Origin of the sequence: Winogradskyella maritima (assembly GCF_042650215.1) — a bacterium.
Classification (GTDB): domain Bacteria; phylum Bacteroidota; class Bacteroidia; order Flavobacteriales; family Flavobacteriaceae; genus Winogradskyella; species Winogradskyella maritima.
The window spans coordinates 844,998-863,430 of the sequence record NZ_JBHSAT010000004.1 but is presented as its reverse complement, the minus strand read 5'-3'; the positions used below and the strand labels follow the sequence as shown (position 1 = coordinate 863,430).

General features: G+C 38.4%; 20 protein-coding genes. 9 read left to right on the top strand and 11 right to left on the bottom strand.

Features of this window, described 5'->3' with window-relative positions; all coding sequences use genetic code 11:
• The first annotated feature begins 223 nt into the window (after positions 1–223).
• Positions 224–655 carry a hypothetical protein gene (locus ACFOSX_RS04830; RefSeq protein ID WP_386097567.1) on the top strand — a complete coding sequence of 144 codons (432 nt, stop codon included), beginning with the start codon at positions 224–226 and terminating at the stop codon, positions 653–655.
• Here the strand turns inward: ACFOSX_RS04830 and ACFOSX_RS04825 are convergent.
• From ACFOSX_RS04825 to ACFOSX_RS04790, 8 genes are all read right to left on the bottom strand, one after another.
• Positions 652–2,904: a TonB-dependent receptor gene (locus tag ACFOSX_RS04825; protein ID WP_386097565.1), complete on the bottom strand. Its 2,253-nt coding sequence runs from the start codon at positions 2,902–2,904 to the stop codon at positions 652–654. The genes ACFOSX_RS04830 and ACFOSX_RS04825 overlap by 4 nt on opposite strands.
• 438 nt (positions 2,905–3,342) lie before the next feature.
• Complete coding sequence (gene arfB / locus ACFOSX_RS04820; RefSeq protein WP_386097563.1) at positions 3,343–3,747, bottom strand: alternative ribosome rescue aminoacyl-tRNA hydrolase ArfB; 405 nt, start codon at positions 3,745–3,747, stop codon at positions 3,343–3,345.
• The gene (locus ACFOSX_RS04815) at positions 3,744–5,300 is read right to left on the bottom strand and encodes a DUF4301 family protein (protein ID WP_386097561.1); all 1,557 of its coding nucleotides are present in this window, start codon (positions 5,298–5,300) and stop codon (positions 3,744–3,746) included. The genes arfB and ACFOSX_RS04815 overlap by 4 nt, the downstream gene beginning before the upstream one ends.
• Positions 5,291–5,866 carry an AAA family ATPase gene (locus ACFOSX_RS04810; RefSeq protein WP_386097559.1) on the bottom strand — a complete coding sequence of 192 codons (576 nt, stop codon included), beginning with the start codon at positions 5,864–5,866 and terminating at the stop codon, positions 5,291–5,293. Before ACFOSX_RS04810 ends, ACFOSX_RS04815 begins: the two co-directional genes overlap by 10 nt.
• On the bottom strand, positions 5,827–6,459 hold the full coding sequence (gene pnuC, locus ACFOSX_RS04805) for a nicotinamide riboside transporter PnuC (RefSeq protein WP_386097557.1): 633 nt from the start codon (positions 6,457–6,459) through the stop codon (positions 5,827–5,829). The genes ACFOSX_RS04810 and pnuC overlap by 40 nt, the downstream gene beginning before the upstream one ends.
• Complete coding sequence (locus ACFOSX_RS04800) at positions 6,443–6,703, bottom strand: hypothetical protein (RefSeq protein ID WP_386097555.1); 261 nt, start codon at positions 6,701–6,703, stop codon at positions 6,443–6,445. The genes pnuC and ACFOSX_RS04800 overlap by 17 nt, the downstream gene beginning before the upstream one ends.
• A 36-nt stretch (positions 6,704–6,739) precedes the next feature.
• Positions 6,740–7,486: a geranylgeranylglyceryl/heptaprenylglyceryl phosphate synthase gene (locus ACFOSX_RS04795; RefSeq protein ID WP_386097553.1), complete on the bottom strand. Its 747-nt coding sequence runs from the start codon at positions 7,484–7,486 to the stop codon at positions 6,740–6,742.
• Positions 7,486–8,112 carry a 4'-phosphopantetheinyl transferase family protein gene (locus ACFOSX_RS04790; protein WP_386097551.1) on the bottom strand — a complete coding sequence of 209 codons (627 nt, stop codon included), beginning with the start codon at positions 8,110–8,112 and terminating at the stop codon, positions 7,486–7,488. Before ACFOSX_RS04790 ends, ACFOSX_RS04795 begins: the two co-directional genes overlap by 1 nt.
• 134 nt (positions 8,113–8,246) lie before the next feature.
• On the opposite strand from ACFOSX_RS04790, the gene ahcY reads away from it, so the two are divergent.
• The 6 genes from ahcY (at position 8,247) to ACFOSX_RS04760 (ending at position 13,119) form a co-directional block, all read left to right on the top strand.
• Positions 8,247–9,563, top strand: a complete 1,317-nt coding sequence (gene ahcY / locus ACFOSX_RS04785; protein ID WP_386097549.1) for an adenosylhomocysteinase — start codon at positions 8,247–8,249, stop codon at positions 9,561–9,563.
• 148 nt (positions 9,564–9,711) lie between these two features.
• Positions 9,712–10,191 (top strand): DUF1569 domain-containing protein, encoded by a 480-nt coding sequence (locus ACFOSX_RS04780; RefSeq protein ID WP_386097547.1) that lies wholly within the window; start codon positions 9,712–9,714, stop codon positions 10,189–10,191.
• Positions 10,192–10,236: 45 nt separating this feature from the next.
• Entirely contained in the window at positions 10,237–10,875 is a 639-nt protein-coding gene (locus ACFOSX_RS04775; protein ID WP_386097545.1) for a transglutaminase domain-containing protein, read from the top strand.
• 65 nt (positions 10,876–10,940) lie between these two features.
• Positions 10,941–11,420: a very short patch repair endonuclease gene (locus tag ACFOSX_RS04770; protein WP_386097543.1), complete on the top strand. Its 480-nt coding sequence runs from the start codon at positions 10,941–10,943 to the stop codon at positions 11,418–11,420.
• A complete protein-coding gene (locus ACFOSX_RS04765; RefSeq protein WP_386097541.1) occupies positions 11,404–12,549 on the top strand; it encodes a methionine aminotransferase in 1,146 nt (381 codons plus the stop codon). The genes ACFOSX_RS04770 and ACFOSX_RS04765 overlap by 17 nt, the downstream gene beginning before the upstream one ends.
• Before the next feature lie 60 nt (positions 12,550–12,609).
• Positions 12,610–13,119: a hypothetical protein gene (locus ACFOSX_RS04760; protein WP_386097539.1), complete on the top strand. Its 510-nt coding sequence runs from the start codon at positions 12,610–12,612 to the stop codon at positions 13,117–13,119.
• Here ACFOSX_RS04760 and ACFOSX_RS04755 read toward each other — a convergent pair.
• A complete protein-coding gene (locus ACFOSX_RS04755; protein ID WP_386097537.1) occupies positions 13,116–14,270 on the bottom strand; it encodes a serine hydrolase domain-containing protein in 1,155 nt (384 codons plus the stop codon). The genes ACFOSX_RS04760 and ACFOSX_RS04755 overlap by 4 nt on opposite strands.
• A gap of 75 nt (positions 14,271–14,345) precedes the next feature.
• Here ACFOSX_RS04755 and ACFOSX_RS04750 point away from each other — a divergent pair, with 75 nt between their 5' ends.
• Entirely contained in the window at positions 14,346–15,128 is a 783-nt protein-coding gene (locus ACFOSX_RS04750) for an amidohydrolase (protein WP_386097535.1), read from the top strand.
• Here the strand turns inward: ACFOSX_RS04750 and ACFOSX_RS04745 are convergent.
• Both ACFOSX_RS04745 and ACFOSX_RS04740 read right to left on the bottom strand, forming a co-directional pair.
• The gene (locus ACFOSX_RS04745) at positions 15,112–16,737 is read right to left on the bottom strand and encodes an Ig-like domain-containing domain (protein ID WP_386097534.1); all 1,626 of its coding nucleotides are present in this window, start codon (positions 16,735–16,737) and stop codon (positions 15,112–15,114) included. The two genes, ACFOSX_RS04750 and ACFOSX_RS04745, sit on opposite strands and share 17 nt — an antisense overlap.
• 44 nt (positions 16,738–16,781) lie before the next feature.
• Positions 16,782–17,399 (bottom strand): ComF family protein, encoded by a 618-nt coding sequence (locus tag ACFOSX_RS04740; RefSeq protein WP_386097532.1) that lies wholly within the window; start codon positions 17,397–17,399, stop codon positions 16,782–16,784.
• A gap of 126 nt (positions 17,400–17,525) precedes the next feature.
• On the opposite strand from ACFOSX_RS04740, the gene ACFOSX_RS04735 reads away from it, so the two are divergent.
• Positions 17,526–18,413 carry a hypothetical protein gene (locus tag ACFOSX_RS04735; RefSeq protein WP_386097530.1) on the top strand — a complete coding sequence of 296 codons (888 nt, stop codon included), beginning with the start codon at positions 17,526–17,528 and terminating at the stop codon, positions 18,411–18,413.
• The last annotated feature ends 20 nt before the right edge of the window (positions 18,414–18,433 follow it).

The following is an 18,433-nucleotide window of genomic DNA, read 5'->3' as shown; positions in this document are numbered from 1 at the left end:
GCTATAAATTGAATAATCTCGAATACAACTCTAAAATATAGGCTGAGCTATCCGAGAAAACGCAAAAAATCCCGCTTTCACGAGATTGTTCAACAAATATACAAAATTATTAGTCGACGACTGAAATATTGTAAATTGCGCTAGCGTAAAAAAAGTTAAAATTTAACTTTAGTTTCAAAATTCTATGGTAAACGTAAAAGATTTCTGCATTCACAGAAACAAGATGAAAAAAGTAGCTTTTCTACTCCTATCTATACTATTTTTTGGTTGTGCCGGCGATGACCGCCCCAACCAATGTAGCTTTCTACTCAATGTTGGTGTTAATTTTAACGTCAACCTCAATCTTCCCCAATTTAACCAACTTCAATTCCCAGTGAATGCGGTACGTGTTGAAGGCCCTGGCAATAATGGATTGATTCTTGTCGCTGTAAATTCTGGAACAATACGCGCTTGGGATGGCTCGGACCCCAATCATGCACCATCGAGTTGTTCAGGGTTAATGATTAATGGACTTACAGCGACTTGCGGATGCCCAGACGGGAATGAATACGAGTTGCTTTCTGGCCAAATTGTGGGTAATAATCCGCAACCCTGCACACTTAGAGAATACAGGGTTACGGCTTTAGGCAATAACCAGTTTGTGGTTAATAACTAGAAATTAAGAGTTACACCTAGCAAAACGTTGGTGCCCGCTTGCGGATAGAATCCTGCTCCTTCAATAGTAGTGACTGTTCCTGGATTTGAAAAATCATCATCAAACGTATAGTAATAACCATTAGACACATATTGCTCGTCAAAGATGTTGTTGACTAATCCTGTTAATACAATTGAATCGAAAATCTTTTCTGTCTTAATGGTATATACGATGTTGAAATCCGTTGTAAAATAACTGTCTAATTTCGAAAATTCGGATTCCGTATTGCTCAAAAACTGCTCTCCGACATATTTGCTCAATAATGACATCTGAAGGTTTTCAAAAGGCTGATATACAAAAGCATTAGCCCACACCAATTCTGGTGAAAATGAAATATCCGTCTTTCCTAAATTGACGAAGTCACCATCTAACGATACAATGGTTTCCATGTTTTTGTTGGAACTGATTGTGGCATTAGGCTGAAGTGTAAGTTGTTCAGTCAGTGGCACAACCGCTTCTAACTCCAACCCTAGGCGATAACTGTCGCCACTGTTGGTTCTAAAAGGATTCCCCACATCATCTAACTGACCAGAAAGTACCAATTGCTCATTATATAACATATAATATACATTGGCGTTAAAACGCAATTTGTCGGATTGGTGTCTCCAACCTAATTCAAAATCGTTTAACTGCTCTGACCTTACATCGGCATTGGCTTCAAAATCCGTACGATTGGGTTCACGATTGGCTCTAGCATACGAAAAGTAAAAGTTGTTGTTGTCATTCAGTTCGTAGGTGATTCCGGCTTTGGGATTGAAGAATGAAAAGTCCTTATCGATTTCAAACAGAACCAAATCTGAAGAAGTTCCCGTGGTTTCATAATTGACATTTCGCAATTGTAAATCTCCGTAAAGACTGACTTTATCATTCAACCTGTAATTGGCTTTTGCAAAAAATGACAAATCGGTTTTGATACTGTTTCCATCGTAATAACGTTCTTCAAAATTGAGCTGATTAGCATATTCTGCCCAAATGATTTCGCCAAAATGGTCGCCATCGTAATAACTGTAAGACGTTCCAAAAATGGCATTCAAATTATTTTCTTTATAATTCGCGCTAGCGTTAATCACATAAAAGTTGTTGTCTAACCATCGACGTCTAATGTAATCCATGGAATTTATGGTTTCGCCATCCATATTTATAGGTTCGAGACCAAGAAAATCGAAAGTGGCATCGTCAGAAAAATAGATATTGCTGTATAAATAATCATCAACATACTCTTCAAAGAATCCACGCCCGTTAGTATAATTCAAACCAATATTTGTAGACCAGTTGCTGTTGTAGCGTTCGTTCCAATGGAGTTGAAAGTGGTCTTGACTATAGTCGTCCACTTGATTGTTGTGGTAGCCTTCAAAATTACCTTCGTCATCGAAAATGATTCCAGCGATATTAAATTGACTGTTTTCTTCAATATTTGGGTTAAAACCAATAGCATCAATCGTTGCGGATTCAAAGCCGTACCAAGATTGGTATGTAACTTCATTTCCACCAAAGGTTATGGCTTTAATCAAGGTATTATCATCCACGTAGGAGCCTTGCAAAAAGTACGATTTTAAGTTTGAAGAGGCTCTATCTATAAATCCATCTGATTGTATATTGGATAGTCTTCCCGCAATTTCGAAATGGTCATTAAGAAGACCCGTACTAAATTTTACCGTATGTTTTCTGGTATTGAAACTTCCGAACGAGTTTGAAATTTCGCCCAGAGATTCGGCAGAAGTAGCATCCGTTAAAATATTGATACTCGCACCGAAAGCTCCGGCACCATTGGTCGATGTACCAACGCCTCTTTGCAACTGAAGACTTTCAATAGAGGAAGCAAAATCCCCCAAATTCACCCAAAATGTGCCAAGCGATTCAGAATCGTTGTATTGAATACCGTTGATGGTAACGTTAGTGGATTGAGAACTAATTCCCCTAACTCTGATGCCTGTGTATCCAATACCTGCTCCGGCATCAGTAGTGGTCACAACAGAAGGCAAGAAGTTTAAGAGCATAGGAATGTCCTGCCCCAAATTGCGCTTAGCAATTTCCTTTTTAGACACATTACTGTGGGTAATTGGCGACTTGGCATCCACACGGACGGCTTTGACCAAAACCTCGTCCAGTTTTTCGAGTTTGGTAGAATCTTGTGGTTTGTCTTGGGCAAAAGCACTAAAACTGAAGATAAGCCCTAGAGCTAAAGTGCTACATTTTTTAAATGAAAACATTCGAAATACAATTTTTATTTCGAATAAAAAGAGGCGATTATTCTTTGTTACAATTCTTAATTTGTGAGCTTTACTTTGACAATTTTTTCATGATTTAGTTTCGGTTTGAAATCTAAATCGTTGAACTAATCGCACTCGCTAAAAATGTCTACTAGACATTTTCTTAACGCTCGCTTTCCTAAACAGCATTACCTGTTCTAGGTTCAATGGGTATATTCTCAGCCGTGTTTAGTTCAAAGCTTCAAGTCTATGGTTCAAAGTTTACCACTTCTATACCTATTGACACTTTAAATTTAATATAGCACCCCTTTATTGAGAACGTTGCAAAGGTAGTTTAGAAAATGATTTTTATGGGTAAAATGATGGAAATTTTATTTCCAATACAGCAATCATCGTAATATTGCAATATTACGATGATATCATTATGAAAAAAGAATATCAAACATCAGGTTTCTTCCGATTTGCTTTTTTGTCGCTTTGTATTTTCTTGTTCTTCAACCGCTTTTGCTTCACGGCTCTTGGGGTTTTGGTAGGAATGCGTTCTTTTTCTTCTTTTAAGCCTTCTTCCAATAATTCTAAAAAACGTTGTGTGACAAGAGTTTTATTCCTGAATTGACTTCGGCTTTCGCTAGAATTCAGCGTTAATATTCCATTTTTATCAAGTCGTGTTTTGAAGAATTCACGAAGTCTTTCCTTATGTTCTTCAGACAGGATTTGACTTTCTTCAATATTAAATTGTAGGACTACTTTCGTGGCCACTTTATTGACGTTTTGCCCACCTGCTCCCGAACTTCGTACGGCTTTATAGCTGACTTCAGAAAGTAAATCTTCGAAATTTATCATCTAATTTGGTGCGGTGGTTTCAGTAAGTCATTCACCGTTTTTACTGGGCTAAACGTTATCAGTGGGACTTCTATGAAAATAGTATTCCAATGTGCCATGCTTCCATTCCAAAGTCCTGGGAGTTCAAGTGCCTTTATGTCTTTTCCTGTCTTGGTTTTCATGGTCACAAAAGAGGCCTTATGGTCTACAAATTGTTGCAAATCGAACTTATTGCCTTTATAATCCTTTATGCCACATACCAAATCTACCGGATTAAAGTGCGTCGCATTTTTGAGAATTTTTCGCTGTTGCTTGTCTTTAATATTGATTTGCGCAGATTCCACAATCTGCAACGATTCCACCCAACTCTGATTCCGTACCCAAAACGGGCCTCCGCCTGGTTCGCCTTCGTTCTTAACCATACCACAGACTCTGAGCGGACGATTTAATTTATCGCGGAGGTATTCGATTTTATATTCGTTTGAATATTTTTCAAATTCCTCAGTAATTCTAACGTTGAGTTGACGTTCCAGAAACTCGGCGATTGTGATGATGTCGCTTTCGGAAATATCAGTATCATCCAACTGCTTCAAAAAGTCGAAAATGTGCTCCTGAATCGTTAGAAGGTATCCGGCTAAGACTTTCTTGTATTTGGCAATTTCATTTTTATAATGCTTAACAACAACGTTATCTATATTTTTAATGAAGATAATGTCATTGTCTAAGTCATTAAGATTTTTTAAAAGTGCGCCGTGACCAGAAGGTCTAAAATGCAAGCTACCATCTGCATTCCTCATTGGTTCATTGGTTACCTTAACGGCTATGGTATCCGTTGATTCGTGCTGAAACGAATAACCAATATTAAATTCGCACTCTGTTATGGCTTCTACTTTTTTCTGAATACGTTTAAATTCATCCTTAAATTTATCCTTAAAACGCTCGGAAATAGTGAAGTGGAGTTTTATCATTTTAGAATCTGCACTATAAAGTGCGGACTCGAATAAATGCTCCTCAAAAGCTGTAGCAATGCTACCATCTTTGTACTTATGAAACGGTATGAGCCCTTTTGGAGAATTACCAAAATCTAAACCATCATTAGACAACATCGTTTCAACAAAAGCGTGTGCATAATGTCCAGCAGATAGCTGCTCTTCATATTTCAGCTTTTCTTGTAACTTTTCGATGACAGCATTATAAAATGGAAACTTTTCCAGCCCTACCAAAAACAATGACAGATCTTTTGCCTTGTTCTTATTAATATAAAAATTTAAAGACTGTTCGTTGGGATTGAACTCATCTAAAAATCTATAAAGAAATTTGAACATGCGTGTTGCAGCCCCTGAAGCAGGCACAAATTTAATAACAGACTTGCCTTGTATTTTTTCACTATAACTCGACAGATATAATTCCTGATGTTCTGGTGTAAGAACTATTATACCATTGTTTAAAGTTGCTGCTTCTTTAATATTACTAAAGGGCACACCTTTTTTTAGGATCTGCAATTGAGATTCAACCTGGTCCAAAGTGAGTCCTTTGTCCGTAATGTATTTTATATCTGAATCTTTCAGATGCATAAGCGTTTTTCTAGTAGTTTGTCAATATATTCGGTAGCCGTTTTAAATCGCTTTTTTTCATTGCCCCTTAGTAACACATAAGGCCTTTTGGCTTCGTTCAATGCATTTTCAAACGCTTGAAACATGCACTCTCGCTCGCCTGGTTTATCCCTTAAATCATCAGGAGTCCAAGGGGTGTCAATATAAGTTAAAAAGTATAAATCGTAAGAATTTTCTAGAGCGTATTTTTCGAGCATCGAGTCGCAGGTACTTGAAAAATAGGCTTCGGAATAGACTTTTGTTTCAAGCAAATCTGTGTCACAAATTAAAATGTTGTTGGCTTGTTTTGCGAGTTCGTTTTCGAGTTGCATTTGTCCGATAGCAATGGGCAATAAATCTTCGGGTTGGCATATCGTTTTTGTCTCATCCCATTTTTTTTGCAGGTACTCTCGCGCATACTCAGGCACCCAAAGCGCTTGGTAATGCTCGGCTAACTGTCGGGACAATGTCGTTTTACCCGTTGATTCTGGACCAAACAACACAATTTTTATGCAGTCTGATGGTTGCTGTTTAAGTTTTTCTTCCATGCTAAGTATCCAAAAATGGCGATAAAGGTAAAGCCTAAATATTGAAAACTGGTAAAGGTAAAGCCTTTATAAAAATACAATGGCACTGAAATAATATCGCCGATAATCCAGAATATCCAATTCTCGATTTTTCGTCGAGCCATTAGCCACATGCCTACAAAGAAAATGGCTGTTGTGATGGTATCTACATAGGCCGTCCAACTTGTCCATTTATCGAAAGTTTGATAAACGGCATAAACAAAGCCTAATGTGGCCAAGAATATGACGAGACTGATTTGCTTCTCTTTGCTAGTGGTTCTTGAAATTGGTGTGACTTGCGATTCATCGACTTTCCTCGTCCAAATATACCAACCGTAAATACTCATGATAAAGTAGTAGGCATTAATCATCATATCGCCGAGCAGTTCCCACTTTAAAAGCAAATACACAAAAATTAATGTGCTTATCATTCCCGTAGGGAAGACCCAAATTTTATTTTGCTTTGAAAACCAAACTGATAGAAATCCAAAGACCACCGCGATAATTTCTAAAACAGTATCGAGTGTTTCGTAGTCGGCGTACTGCCCGAAAAAGAAATCAATAATTCCGTTCATAATCGTTTCGGTCCGTTTTTACGATTTTTAGGTGCATCAGTCCAATATCTATTGCGCCAAAAGCCACTTTGATTTCTTTGGTTAAAAAGGCCATCACTTCATCATAATCCCCGTAGACTTGGGTGCTCAATGGATTTTCCAAAATTTTGAATTTAGAAGTCCTCAACCGTTTTATGAAATCAATTATTTCAGCTTCGTAATCGGCTTGTAATGGCGAGTAAGTTAACTCAACGGATATTTGCATGGTTCCCATCTTAATCTTCCCAAAGGGAAGAAATTTTTATAATTCTACTTGATACTTAGTTTCTAAATAGTCCAAGAATTCCAAATCATTCTCAAAAGCCGTCCCAATAACGACCATATTTGCTCCAGCTTGGTGGGCAGTCTCAAAGGCTTCTTTAGACATAATACCGCCACCAACAATTAGCGGTATATTTAAATCTGATTTCACTTGCTGAATAGCCTCAAAAGTCACAGAGTGATTGGCTCCGCTCCCAGCTTCGAGATAGATTAATTTAAAACCTAAATACTCTCCTGCTTTAGCGGTATCAGCAATAGTTGTAATATCTTCGGAATGAATAGGCTTTGTTTGGCTTACGTTTTCAACTGCTGTTTCGTTCTCTTCACCAATAAGGATGTATCCTGTTGGAATGACTTCCAGATTCGATTCTCTCAATTTTGAAACGGCTTCGACTTGCTTTCCAATTAAATAATCCGGATTTCGCCCTGAAATCAAGGATAAAAACAACAAACCATCAGCTTCATTTGAAATTTGATTAGTATCCCCGGGGAAAACTAGTAATGGTAAGTCAGTGTGCTTTCTCAATTCGATTAAAAGCGCCTCCGTTCTATTATCATCCACAGTACTACCACCTACAAAAATATGTGTAGCGATTGAAGCATTAATTTTATTTGTCACTTCTGAAACATCAGCTATACTCAACTTGTCTGGGTCCAGTAAAATGGCCAGCAAACGCTGTTGATTTTTTATAGCGGTTTGTATGTTTTTATAAATCTGTTTATCCATCATTCAACAACATAAGCGCAGGTGAAGCCTTCAAATTCTAAATAATTAGCATTGTAACGGTGTTTTTGGTTGTTGTAGTCAATCCAGCAGACCGTCTCCGAATCTTCAAGCGTAAACGGAATGACCAAAAAATGCTCTCGAAACAACATGCCTGGCGTGGCAAACAATTTATACAAGGATTCCTTTATGCCCCAAATGACGGTTAGCTTTCTCACATAATCTGAAGCCTTCAAACTTAAATATTGAAATTCATAATCCACAAATTTCTTAGCTATAATAGCAATCTTTTCGCGTTGTTTTTCGATATCGATACCGACTTCAGAATGACTAATTATAACTCCCGAAAATTCAAAAGAATGCGTAATCGAAATATGTTTACCGTCCTTTAAATGCGGTTTGCCGTGGTCATCATAAAACAAATCTTGGTCTGTATACCCAAACTCTCGTAACAAATGCCGAACGCTTAAAAAGCCACGTTGGTGTAATGTGCTCTTCATGCTTTCGACCCTAGAAAGGCTTTCGGGTTTTAAATCCAATGGCACCATCAAGTCCTTAAAAGATTCGGTAATCTGCCATATTTTAACAGTAGTTTGTGAGTTATGGCTAATGGATTTATAAAGTGGCATTTAGTATTGTGAATGTTATTGATTATCTTTGCACTCGCTTTAAGCAAAGCAACATTTTGAGAGACGAATTTAGCCATTTTTAGGCGCGAAACCCAAAGTTGTTGCATTTTAAAAACTATAGAAATACATAAAAAATGAGTACTAAAACTGTTGCTTACGTACCGAATAAGGTAAAAGATATGTCGCTTGCGGCATGGGGACGCAAAGAGATTGAATTGGCCGAGGCAGAAATGCCAGGTTTAATGAGCCTTAGAGAGGAATACAAAAACGAGCAACCTTTAAAAGGTGCACGTATTGCAGGTTGTTTGCACATGACCATACAAACTGCTGTTTTAATAGAAACCTTACAAGCTTTGGGAGCTGAAGTTACTTGGAGTTCTTGTAACATATTTTCAACCCAAGACCAAGCTGCCGCTGCTATTGCAGCTGCCGGAACTTCTGTTTATGCATGGAAAGACATGACTGAAGAGGAGTTTGATTGGTGTATAGAGCAAACCTTATTCTTTGGGGAAGACCGTCAACCTTTAAACATGATTTTAGATGACGGTGGCGATTTAACCAATATGGTTTTGGATAAATATCCTGAATTGGCCGCAGGCATCAAAGGGCTTTCGGAAGAAACAACCACAGGTGTGCACAGACTTTACGAGCGTGTTAAGAACGGTACATTGCCAATGCCTGCTATTAACGTTAACGATTCTGTGACAAAATCTAAATTCGATAATAAGTACGGTTGCAAAGAATCTGCAGTAGATGCCATTCGTCGTGCTACTGATATAATGTTAGCTGGGAAACGCGTAACCGTTTGTGGTTACGGAGACGTTGGTAAAGGAACAGCTGCTTCATTTAAAGGCGCTGGTTCTATTGTAACCGTTACTGAAATTGACCCAATCTGCGCATTGCAAGCTGCTATGGACGGTTTTGAAGTAAAGCGTTTGGAAACTGTTGTCGGAAATTCGGATATCGTTATCACAACTACCGGAAACAAAGACATCGTAAGAGATGAGCATTTCAAAGCTATGAAAGACAAAACCATCGTTTGTAACATCGGTCATTTTGACAATGAAATTCAAATGGCGTGGTTAAATGACAATTATGGCAACACCAAAGACACCATTAAACCTCAAGTGGACAAATACACCATTGATGGTAAAGATATCATTGTCTTAGCCGAAGGTCGTTTGGTCAATTTAGGCTGTGCAACGGGTCACCCAAGTTTTGTGATGAGTAATTCATTTACTAACCAAACCTTGGCTCAGATTGAACTTTGGAAAAATAGTGAAGCTTACGGTAACGAGGTTTACATGCTTCCAAAACACCTCGATGAAAAAGTAGCAAAGTTACATTTGGAAAAAATCGGTGTGGAACTAACAGAGCTTAAAAAAGACCAAGCCGAGTACATCGGTGTAACAGTTGAAGGGCCTTTTAAGCCGGAACATTACAGATACTAAGATTCTTGTAGAAACTGGAATCACATCATACAAATCCCAAGTCGCAGGCTTGGGATTTTTTATTTAGAAACTCTTATAATGAATTTGGGAAAATCAATATGTACTTGCTTCAATTCTTTTCCATATATTGATATTACATATCTATTCAATGAAATACATAAAAGCAGTACAGAAACAACTTTCTGAAATTGAAAATCATATAACTAAAGCAACTACAGAAAACAAAGCAGTTTCAAAATCGAATATCGCTTGGCATTTAGACCATAGTTTAAAAGTGGTTAATGGTGTAGCCGGACTTCTACAGCAATCAGACCCTGAAGGCTTCAAACCCAATTTCAGTGCAATGAGACTGTATTGTTTTACATTCAATTATATACCACGAGGTAAAGGCAAATCACCCAAAGCTGTCTTACCACCCGAAATCATAACAGCAGAGGATTTAAAAAAACAGGTCAATTATGCCAAGAGCGAATTACAACACGTTATAGACCTACCAAAAACAGCCAATTTTAAGCATCCGTATTTTGGACAGTTGAACAAGCAACAAACCCTGAGATTTCTTAAACTTCATACTGAGCATCACCTCAAGATTGTTAGGGATATTCTAAATGTGCGAAACACTCAATAATTTCAAAACTTTAGCGTTTAAAAATCAGACCCTAAATTGCTAAAGTTGCCTAAGTTTCTCATAATTATATGTTTATTGTGCTCCTCTTTGGTATTTTCCCAGTCGAGATACGTCATAAAAAGAAGCGTACCTCAGCAGGAAACCGTTAAGAATACTTTGGATGCCCAACTTTCGCATTTAGCATTTTCAATCACACAAAACAGCAGTTCACAACACCAAAAAGCAAAAGCTATTTACCGTTGGATTATCACAAACATCAACTATGATTTTGACTTACGCCTCAGCAAGTCACTCCAAAAAAAGATTTACACTTCTGAATACAACGTGATTGCTCACGTTCTTAAACGCAAAAAAGCCTTATGCGGTGGCTACGCCTTTCTATTCAAGGCGCTATGTGAACGTGTTGGAATTTCATCGGAATACATTCACGGTTTTACCAAAATGGCGACCAGCTACAATGCCCCAAACCATACATGGAATGCCGTAAAGCTCAACGGACAATGGCACTTATTGGATTTAACTTGGGCAAATAGTCATAAAAATGCCAACCACACCGATGATTATTGGTTCCTTACCAATCCTGAAATTTTTGTTCGTTCGCATTTTCCTTTGGAGGAGCGGTGGACATTGTTAAAGGATACGCCAAGACTTTCAGATTTCGCAAATAGTTCCTCAAGGCCTTAAGACTTGCATTCATTTTTAATGCTTTAGAAACAATCCCAATCAGATTTCATGAGTAACTTTAGCCCATGGCTTATGACGAACTCATAATCAAAGTCCCAAAATTTAGTGAAGAAGCGGGTTTCTACACCACCAAAAAACGCTCAAAAATCATGAGCAAAATCCGTGGGAAGAATACAAAGCCTGAGCTTCTCTTTCGGAAAGCGCTTTGGAAAAAAGGCGTTCGGTATCGTGTGGATAGCAAGCAATTACCGGGACGACCTGATGTATCCATTAAAAAATATAAACTCGCCGTGTTTATCGATGGCGAATATTGGCACGGCTACAATTGGGAAGAACGCAAAGCCAAGATTAAAACCAATCGTGATTTCTGGATTCCGAAGATAGAACGTAATATGCAACGCGACCGGCAGGTGAACAGTGAGTTAAAAGCCCTTGGTTTTACTATCTTTAGGTTTTGGGACCATGAAATCAAAAACAACCTCAACACTTGCGTTGACGATGTCATGGTCTATTTAACGACTGACCCGCATGACTATCCACTCTAAACTCCCAAATGTTGGCACTACCATTTTCACGGTAATGAGCCAGTTGGCGAACACCCATAACGCTTTAAACCTCTCGCAAGGTTTTCCTAATTTTCCGAGTGACCAAACGTTGATAGACTTGGTGTCTAAAGCCTCAAACAACGGTTACAACCAGTATGCGCCCATGCCAGGACAGTTAGATTTACTTTTGGCCATCGCCAATAAATACCAAAAACTGTACAACGCCAGTTACCATCCCGATACCGAAATCACAGTAACTGCCGGCGCTACACAAGCCATTTATTGCATCATTTCTGCTTTTGTAAAACCCGATGATGAAGTCATTATTTTTAGACCGGCTTACGATTGCTATGAGCCTGCGATTAATCTTAATGGCGGAAAAACTGTATCCGTTCAATTGTCTGCGCCCGATTACAGTGTCGATTGGGACGAGGTACAATCCAAAGTGTCATCAAAAACGAGGATGATTATCATCAATACACCTCATAATCCAAGTGGTACCATTTGGTCTGAAAGTGACATGAAAGCTTTAGAAAATTTGACTAACAATACAGAAATCATAGTACTTAGCGATGAAGTCTACGAACACATGGTTTATGATGACGCCCAACACCACAGCCTTTGTACATTTGAAAATCTCAAAGCCCGAAGTTTTATCACAGCGTCCTTCGGGAAAACCTTTCACAATACCGGTTGGAAAATTGGGTATACCTGCGCGCCTTCAAACTTAATGGCCGAGTTCAGAAAAGTACATCAATTCAATGTATTTTCGGTGCATCACCCGTCGCAAAAAGGCATTGCGGATTATATGCAAGACGAACAAACCTATTTGAATCTATCGTCATTTTTTCAAGCGAAGCGCGACTTATTCCTGAATTTGATTTCCGATTCAAAATTCAAATTTAAACCTTCAAAAGGGACGTATTTTCAGGTTTTGGACTTTTCAAACATTACAGATGAGCATGACGTTGATTTTGCTAAACGCTTAACCAAAGATTTCAAAATTGCATCAATTCCGCTTTCGGTATTTAATGTCGACGGAAAAGACGACAAGGTATTGAGGTTCTGTTTCGCCAAAACGGACGAAACTCTGATTAAGGCTTCGGAGATTTTGTGTCAAATAAAATAGGGATTGAACAAAGATGAGCCAAGGGTTTCCCTATCTTATCAGTTCACAAATTATAACACTATGAGATTTTTAAAATATACATTTTTTGCACTCGCCATAACCCTAGTGTCCTGCGGAAGTAGCGAGCAGGTCATTATGGATTCTGGGAAAGTTTACACCGTAAAAGGCGATACCTTTTATAACGAAGGCCAAGACGTAACGGCACAATTATCGCAGGAAGACAAGCAAAGAATCACTTCAAATTTAGAAGAGCGACTCGAAGCCGAGGAAGCGTTGGAAAAACGTGAAAGAGATATTGAAAAGGCGAAAAAAGAAGCAGAAGACAAAGCGAAAGAACTAAAACGCAAACAAGATAAAATTGAAAAACGCCAACGCGAATTAGAGCGTGCGCGAGACAATTACCTTAAAGCCAAAGAGCGCTTGAACGATAAAGAAAATAAGTTTGAACGCCTTAAGAAAAAAGGGAAACTATCTCCTGTTGAAATCGAGGAATACGAAACCGACATTGCCAAACTCCGTGAAAAAGTGAATGAGGCTAAGGAAAAATTGGATAAGGTTGAGCGGTCTTAAAACGCCTTCACCAAAGTCTGCATAAATTCCTTCACTTTTGAAGGTTCTAACCAGCGCGTTACTATAACAACGTCATTATCTCGGTCTACGATTATAAAATTACCGCCGAATCCAGCACCATAATAAATAGATTCTGAAACTTGCTCCCAATGGCGTGGTCCTTTTTTATTGAGCCACCACATGTAGCCGTAATTCACGTTGGGCTCGGATGGTGTTATGGCTCGTTCTATCCAATCTTTACTTATAATTTGTTCCTCATTCCATTTACCATCGTTTAAGAATAGCAGTCCAAATCGGGCTATATCTTCTGTAGAAATAAACAACCCTGCGCCAGAATGGCCTCCACCTGTAACCGACTTCATTTGTAAGCCATCAACCGTTGTCCAAGCATCTTTATAACCAAACCAACGCCAAGTGGTTGAGGCATCGATTTTATCCATCAAATTCTCCTTTAAAACCTGTGGCACTGGTTTGCGCCATACTTGTAATAAGGAGTACGCCAAAACATTGACGCGGACATCGTTATATTCCATAACTGTTCCTGGCGTGTTAAGTTTTCGGTTTTTCCAATCATCAATATCGCCTTCTCGTGGTGGTCGGTCCGCCCAATCTTTAATACCCCAAAGTTCTCCCGACCAATCCGAATTTTGCTGTAACAAATGTGCCCAAGTAATTTGTTCGTTGTGCTTCCCTCTAAATGTGCCATCCCAAACATAATTGCCGACTCTATCATTTTCGGAAGCGATAAGACCTTGGTCAACGGCCAATCCTGCAACGGTAGATAGGAAAATTTTTGTAACGCTAAAGGTCATATCCACACGTTTGGTATCTCCCCATTCCGCAATTTTATACCCGTTTTTAAGTATCATTCCGGCAGGACCTCCACGCTTTTTGGTCGGACCTAAAATTTCATGAAATGGCTCGCGCTCGAAGCCTTTTAAAATAGCGATACGCAAATCACGAGACCCAGAATATTCATTCGCTTTGGCAAAATCAACGGCCTTTTGAAGTTGCCCATTATTAATATTATAATCTGATGTTGAAACCGTTTCCCAAGCTTCAGCTTTCGCTGGAAAGTAATAATCATTCTGAGCAGAAGTTTGAAACGACCCTACAAAAACAAACAGCAAACTCCAAAAGGTAATACGCATATCTTGAAATTTTTTTGATGCTTGAAATTAGCACATATATTTTAATTGAAATTTTAAAAGCGTAATTTTAACGGTATGAAGGAAGACTTAACCGTTGCATTGGTGCAAATGGCTTTGGCTTGGGAGAATCCAGTTCAAAATCGGGTAGCCATACAACAACATATTGAAGAGATTTCAGACGCTGTAGACCTTATCGTTTTACCCGAAATGTTTACGTCTGGCTTTACAATGCATGGTGAAAGCATTGCCGAAACCATGAATGGTGAGTCCATTCAACTTTTAAAAAATTTAGCAAAAAAAAACAATACTGCTATTACTGGCAGTTTGGTCATTAAAGAGCATGAACAGCTTTACAATAGGCTTGTATTTATAGAACCTGATGGCAAAATTTCAACTTACGATAAACGCCACACCTTTACGTTGGCCGGCGAGCATAAGGTGTACACTGCAGGAAAAGAAAAGGTCATCATTGACTATAAAGGCTGGAAAATTTGCCCTCTAATTTGTTATGATTTACGCTTCCCCGTTTGGGCAAGAAACACCGAAGATTATGACCTTTTACTCTATGTTGCCAATTGGCCTAAACCGAGAATCAACGCTTGGGATGCGCTATTGAAAGCGCGCGCTATTGAAAATATGAGCTATTGCATTGGTGTAAATAGAGTTGGCTTGGACGGCAACAATCATGAGTATCCTGGACACTCGGCGTGCTATGATGTTTTGGGGCATAGAATAGATTCGATTCCTGAGAATAAAGAAGCTATCGAAGTTGTGACTTTAGAGAAATCTAAGATTAAAACGTACCGAGATAAACTCAATTTCTTAAACGACCGCGACCACTTTAATTTTCGAGAGTAAGAGAAATATTATAATCAAAATTAGCACGGACATTGGTATCCTCTAATACGGGATGATAACTCGTACGTTCAGGTTGAGTATTGAGTAAGAAACTGCCAGGGTCGTACTTGCCGTTTTTGTTTTCGTCAAAAATAACACGAAGCTGATATTGCTTAGGTTCAATATTGGTAAAATCTACCACAGGACTTGTTTCTGCATATTTTTCATATAGCACTTTTCCCTGTTCATCTGTTAACTGCACTATTAATGGAAGTTTCGCATTAATTAAGGAGACTCTAATATTTCCTAATTCAGATTTTTTTCGAGTTCTAAAATTGAAGTTTAGGGTGTCGTTTTGTGTGCCCAAAATATCTTCAAACGCACCGGGCAGAATACTCATAGCATAACGCTCATCTTCTTTTAATTCAATAGGAAATTGATACGTGTTCAACAATGAGTCTTCTTCAATAGTAAAAGCCACAGCAACTGAATCCTTATCGATAAGTGTAATTTTGCTTCTGTCCAATAAGTCGAAAGGTGTGCTACCCGCCAAAGTCATGTTTTTTTGGTACGGTAAATTTCCTGGGGTCAACATGGTTATCGTCAACGAGTCCTTTTCGGCTGGCCTGAATTTATGCTTCAACGTATCCACAAAAGTACCTCTTTCAAGCTTGAAAAATGTAGAGTCTAGTTCAAGTTTTGGATGGTACCAATAGTATAAACTGTCTTTGTCGCGGTCTTTGGTGATTCGGGTTTTAGTACCTTCGGGAAGGGCATCTAACATTGAAATCTTCAAGCCTTCGGGATTACCTTCAAACGGAAAACCTACACGCTGTTCTCCCGCTTGGAAGGGTCGTAAGACTTTCAATTTCGGTACTTCTTTAAATAGTTTTATGAGATAATTGGTATCCTTGGGCACTTCGATATAACCTTCTACAAACCCGATTTTGTCTGTTTTAGGTTCAAACGTATAGTTTCCGTTATTATCTTTTAACGCGACTAACTTATACGTCCCAGCTTTGATGTTTTCAATGCTAAAAGTGGTTAAGCTATCTAAGGTATTGGTAATGTATTTTGGTTTCTGTTTGTAAATGGTGGAGTCGTTAAACGTAGAATCGACCTCGTAAAGACCAACGGTTATAAAGGTTTCTGGTTGACGCTCCAACGCATCCAAAACGGCACCGGTAACCGAGAGCGAATCAATAGTAGGCCCCGTAGAAAAGACGTAGCGGTAATAGCTAAATGGGTTCTCTTCATTATTATCAACAATGCTTTGTCCGAAGTTGAAGGCATAAGTGGTATTGGGCGCCAAGGTGTCTGTGATCTTTATGCTAATGTACTTGCCTGCCGAACCTTGTGGCGAGATTATGGGGTCATTGTCCATAGGAGGCGACACAATCAATTGCTTACGAATATCCTTCAGTTTGATGTATTCGTTGAAGTAAATTCGAATTTCGTCCTTATTGAAATTGGTAGTGAAATTCTCTGGGTCTGAACGTACAATCACCGGTGGTTCGGTATCCTTTTCACCGCCTGAAGGTCGGCCTCTACTGGCACAAGCAACAATAAGAAGCGTTAATGATAATACACAGAAAAAACGGAAAGCAGGTCCTCGCATTATGGTCTTCAAAATTTTAGGCAAAATAACAACTTTAAAAGCTACAAACGAAAAAATCAATCCGCAATTGCAATCGTTGCGACGCTAAGGGTCAATCCTTCCGTTTTTAACAGTTCGTTGGCACAAGTTTCGAGCGTAGCACCCGTTGTAATAATATCATCGACCAATAAAACGTGTTTGTTTTTTAATATTTCGGTATCAATTAATTTGAATTGCGCCTTGGCATCATCATAGCGCATCAAACGATTTTTAAAGACTTGCGTTTTAGTTGCAAACTGTTTAATAAGTAAGTCCTTTCTGAATTCAACATTTAAAGCCAACGCAATTTCTTGAGCAAATTTATCTACCTGATTATAGCCTCGACTTCGTAATTTTGATTTGTGCAACGGGACGGGAATAACAACATCTACAGAATTATAATCGCCCGTTTCCTTCAATTCAGCACCGAGCCATTGTCCAAAATGTTTGCCGATATCTTCATGCCCACGATACTTAAGGTTATGCAAAAGTTCTTGCACCAATCCTTTCTTTGAAAAATGTAAAAGCGATGTTGCATTTTTCAATTTAATTCTACCATAGAGTACTTTTTTAACCGCTTCATTATCGACGAAATGATAGTTTGTGACGGGCAACTGATGTCTACAACTCGTACACATAAGTTCCTCATTATCCATTAAATGCACTTTACATCCCACACAAACTGTAGGAAAAAACAGGTTTAACAAATTTTTCAATACTTACATCGATTAAAATAAGAGACCATACTAATATTACATATTTTCGACACAACATCCAAAAGCATGATAGTTAACCCTCAACATTTTAACTACCGCCTTCTCATCGGGTCTCTTGCACTAGCTATCGTAGCCATATCTATTTATGGATATTCTACTTATGGTTCGCTCAAAACAACGGAGAACTTTCTTGAAGAAGAGAATAACTTAATTCAGATTGAGATTATGCAGATGCTCGATAAGTACGAAGATATCGAGGCGGACAATGCACATTTGTCTAACGTAATTTCAGAGACTAAAAAGGAATTACAATCGGCTATCATAGACCTAAAGTATGCCAAAAATGAATTATCTAAAATGATGATTCTCAGAAATCAGTACCAAAAGATTAAGCAGAAAAACAACCATTTATTGGCGGTTATAGATTCTTTAAATTCCTCTAATGAGCTTCTAAAAAACACCAAAGAAGAATCATTAGTATCGTTAGATTCTAAAAATCAATACGTTAGCGAACTCAAAACAACAAACCGACAATTGGCAGAACGCTTGTCCGAAGCTTCCTATTTAACGATGGCTAAAGTAAAAGCCAATGCCTTTAAAAGGTCTATTTTCGGCAAACGTGTTTATACAGATAAAGCAAGACGTGTCAAAGGCGTGGATGTCTGTGTCTCACTAGTGGGTAATCCACTGGTGGAAGCCGGAGAGAAGGATATTTACGTTCAAATTGTAGACCCAGAAAATAATGTAGTTTCTGATATGGGTGAGGTTAAGTTCAACACTAAAAGTCTAATCTACAGTCATAAGCGCGTTATAGAATACAATAACAGATCAGTGGACCTATGTATGATTATTCAACCAAAGGAAAATGAAGAACCATTTATGAAGGGCTTATACTTTATCACGGTATTTAACAAAGGCCAAAAATTGGGTACAATCTCTTTTACACTCGAATAAAAATTAACTAATTATAATTT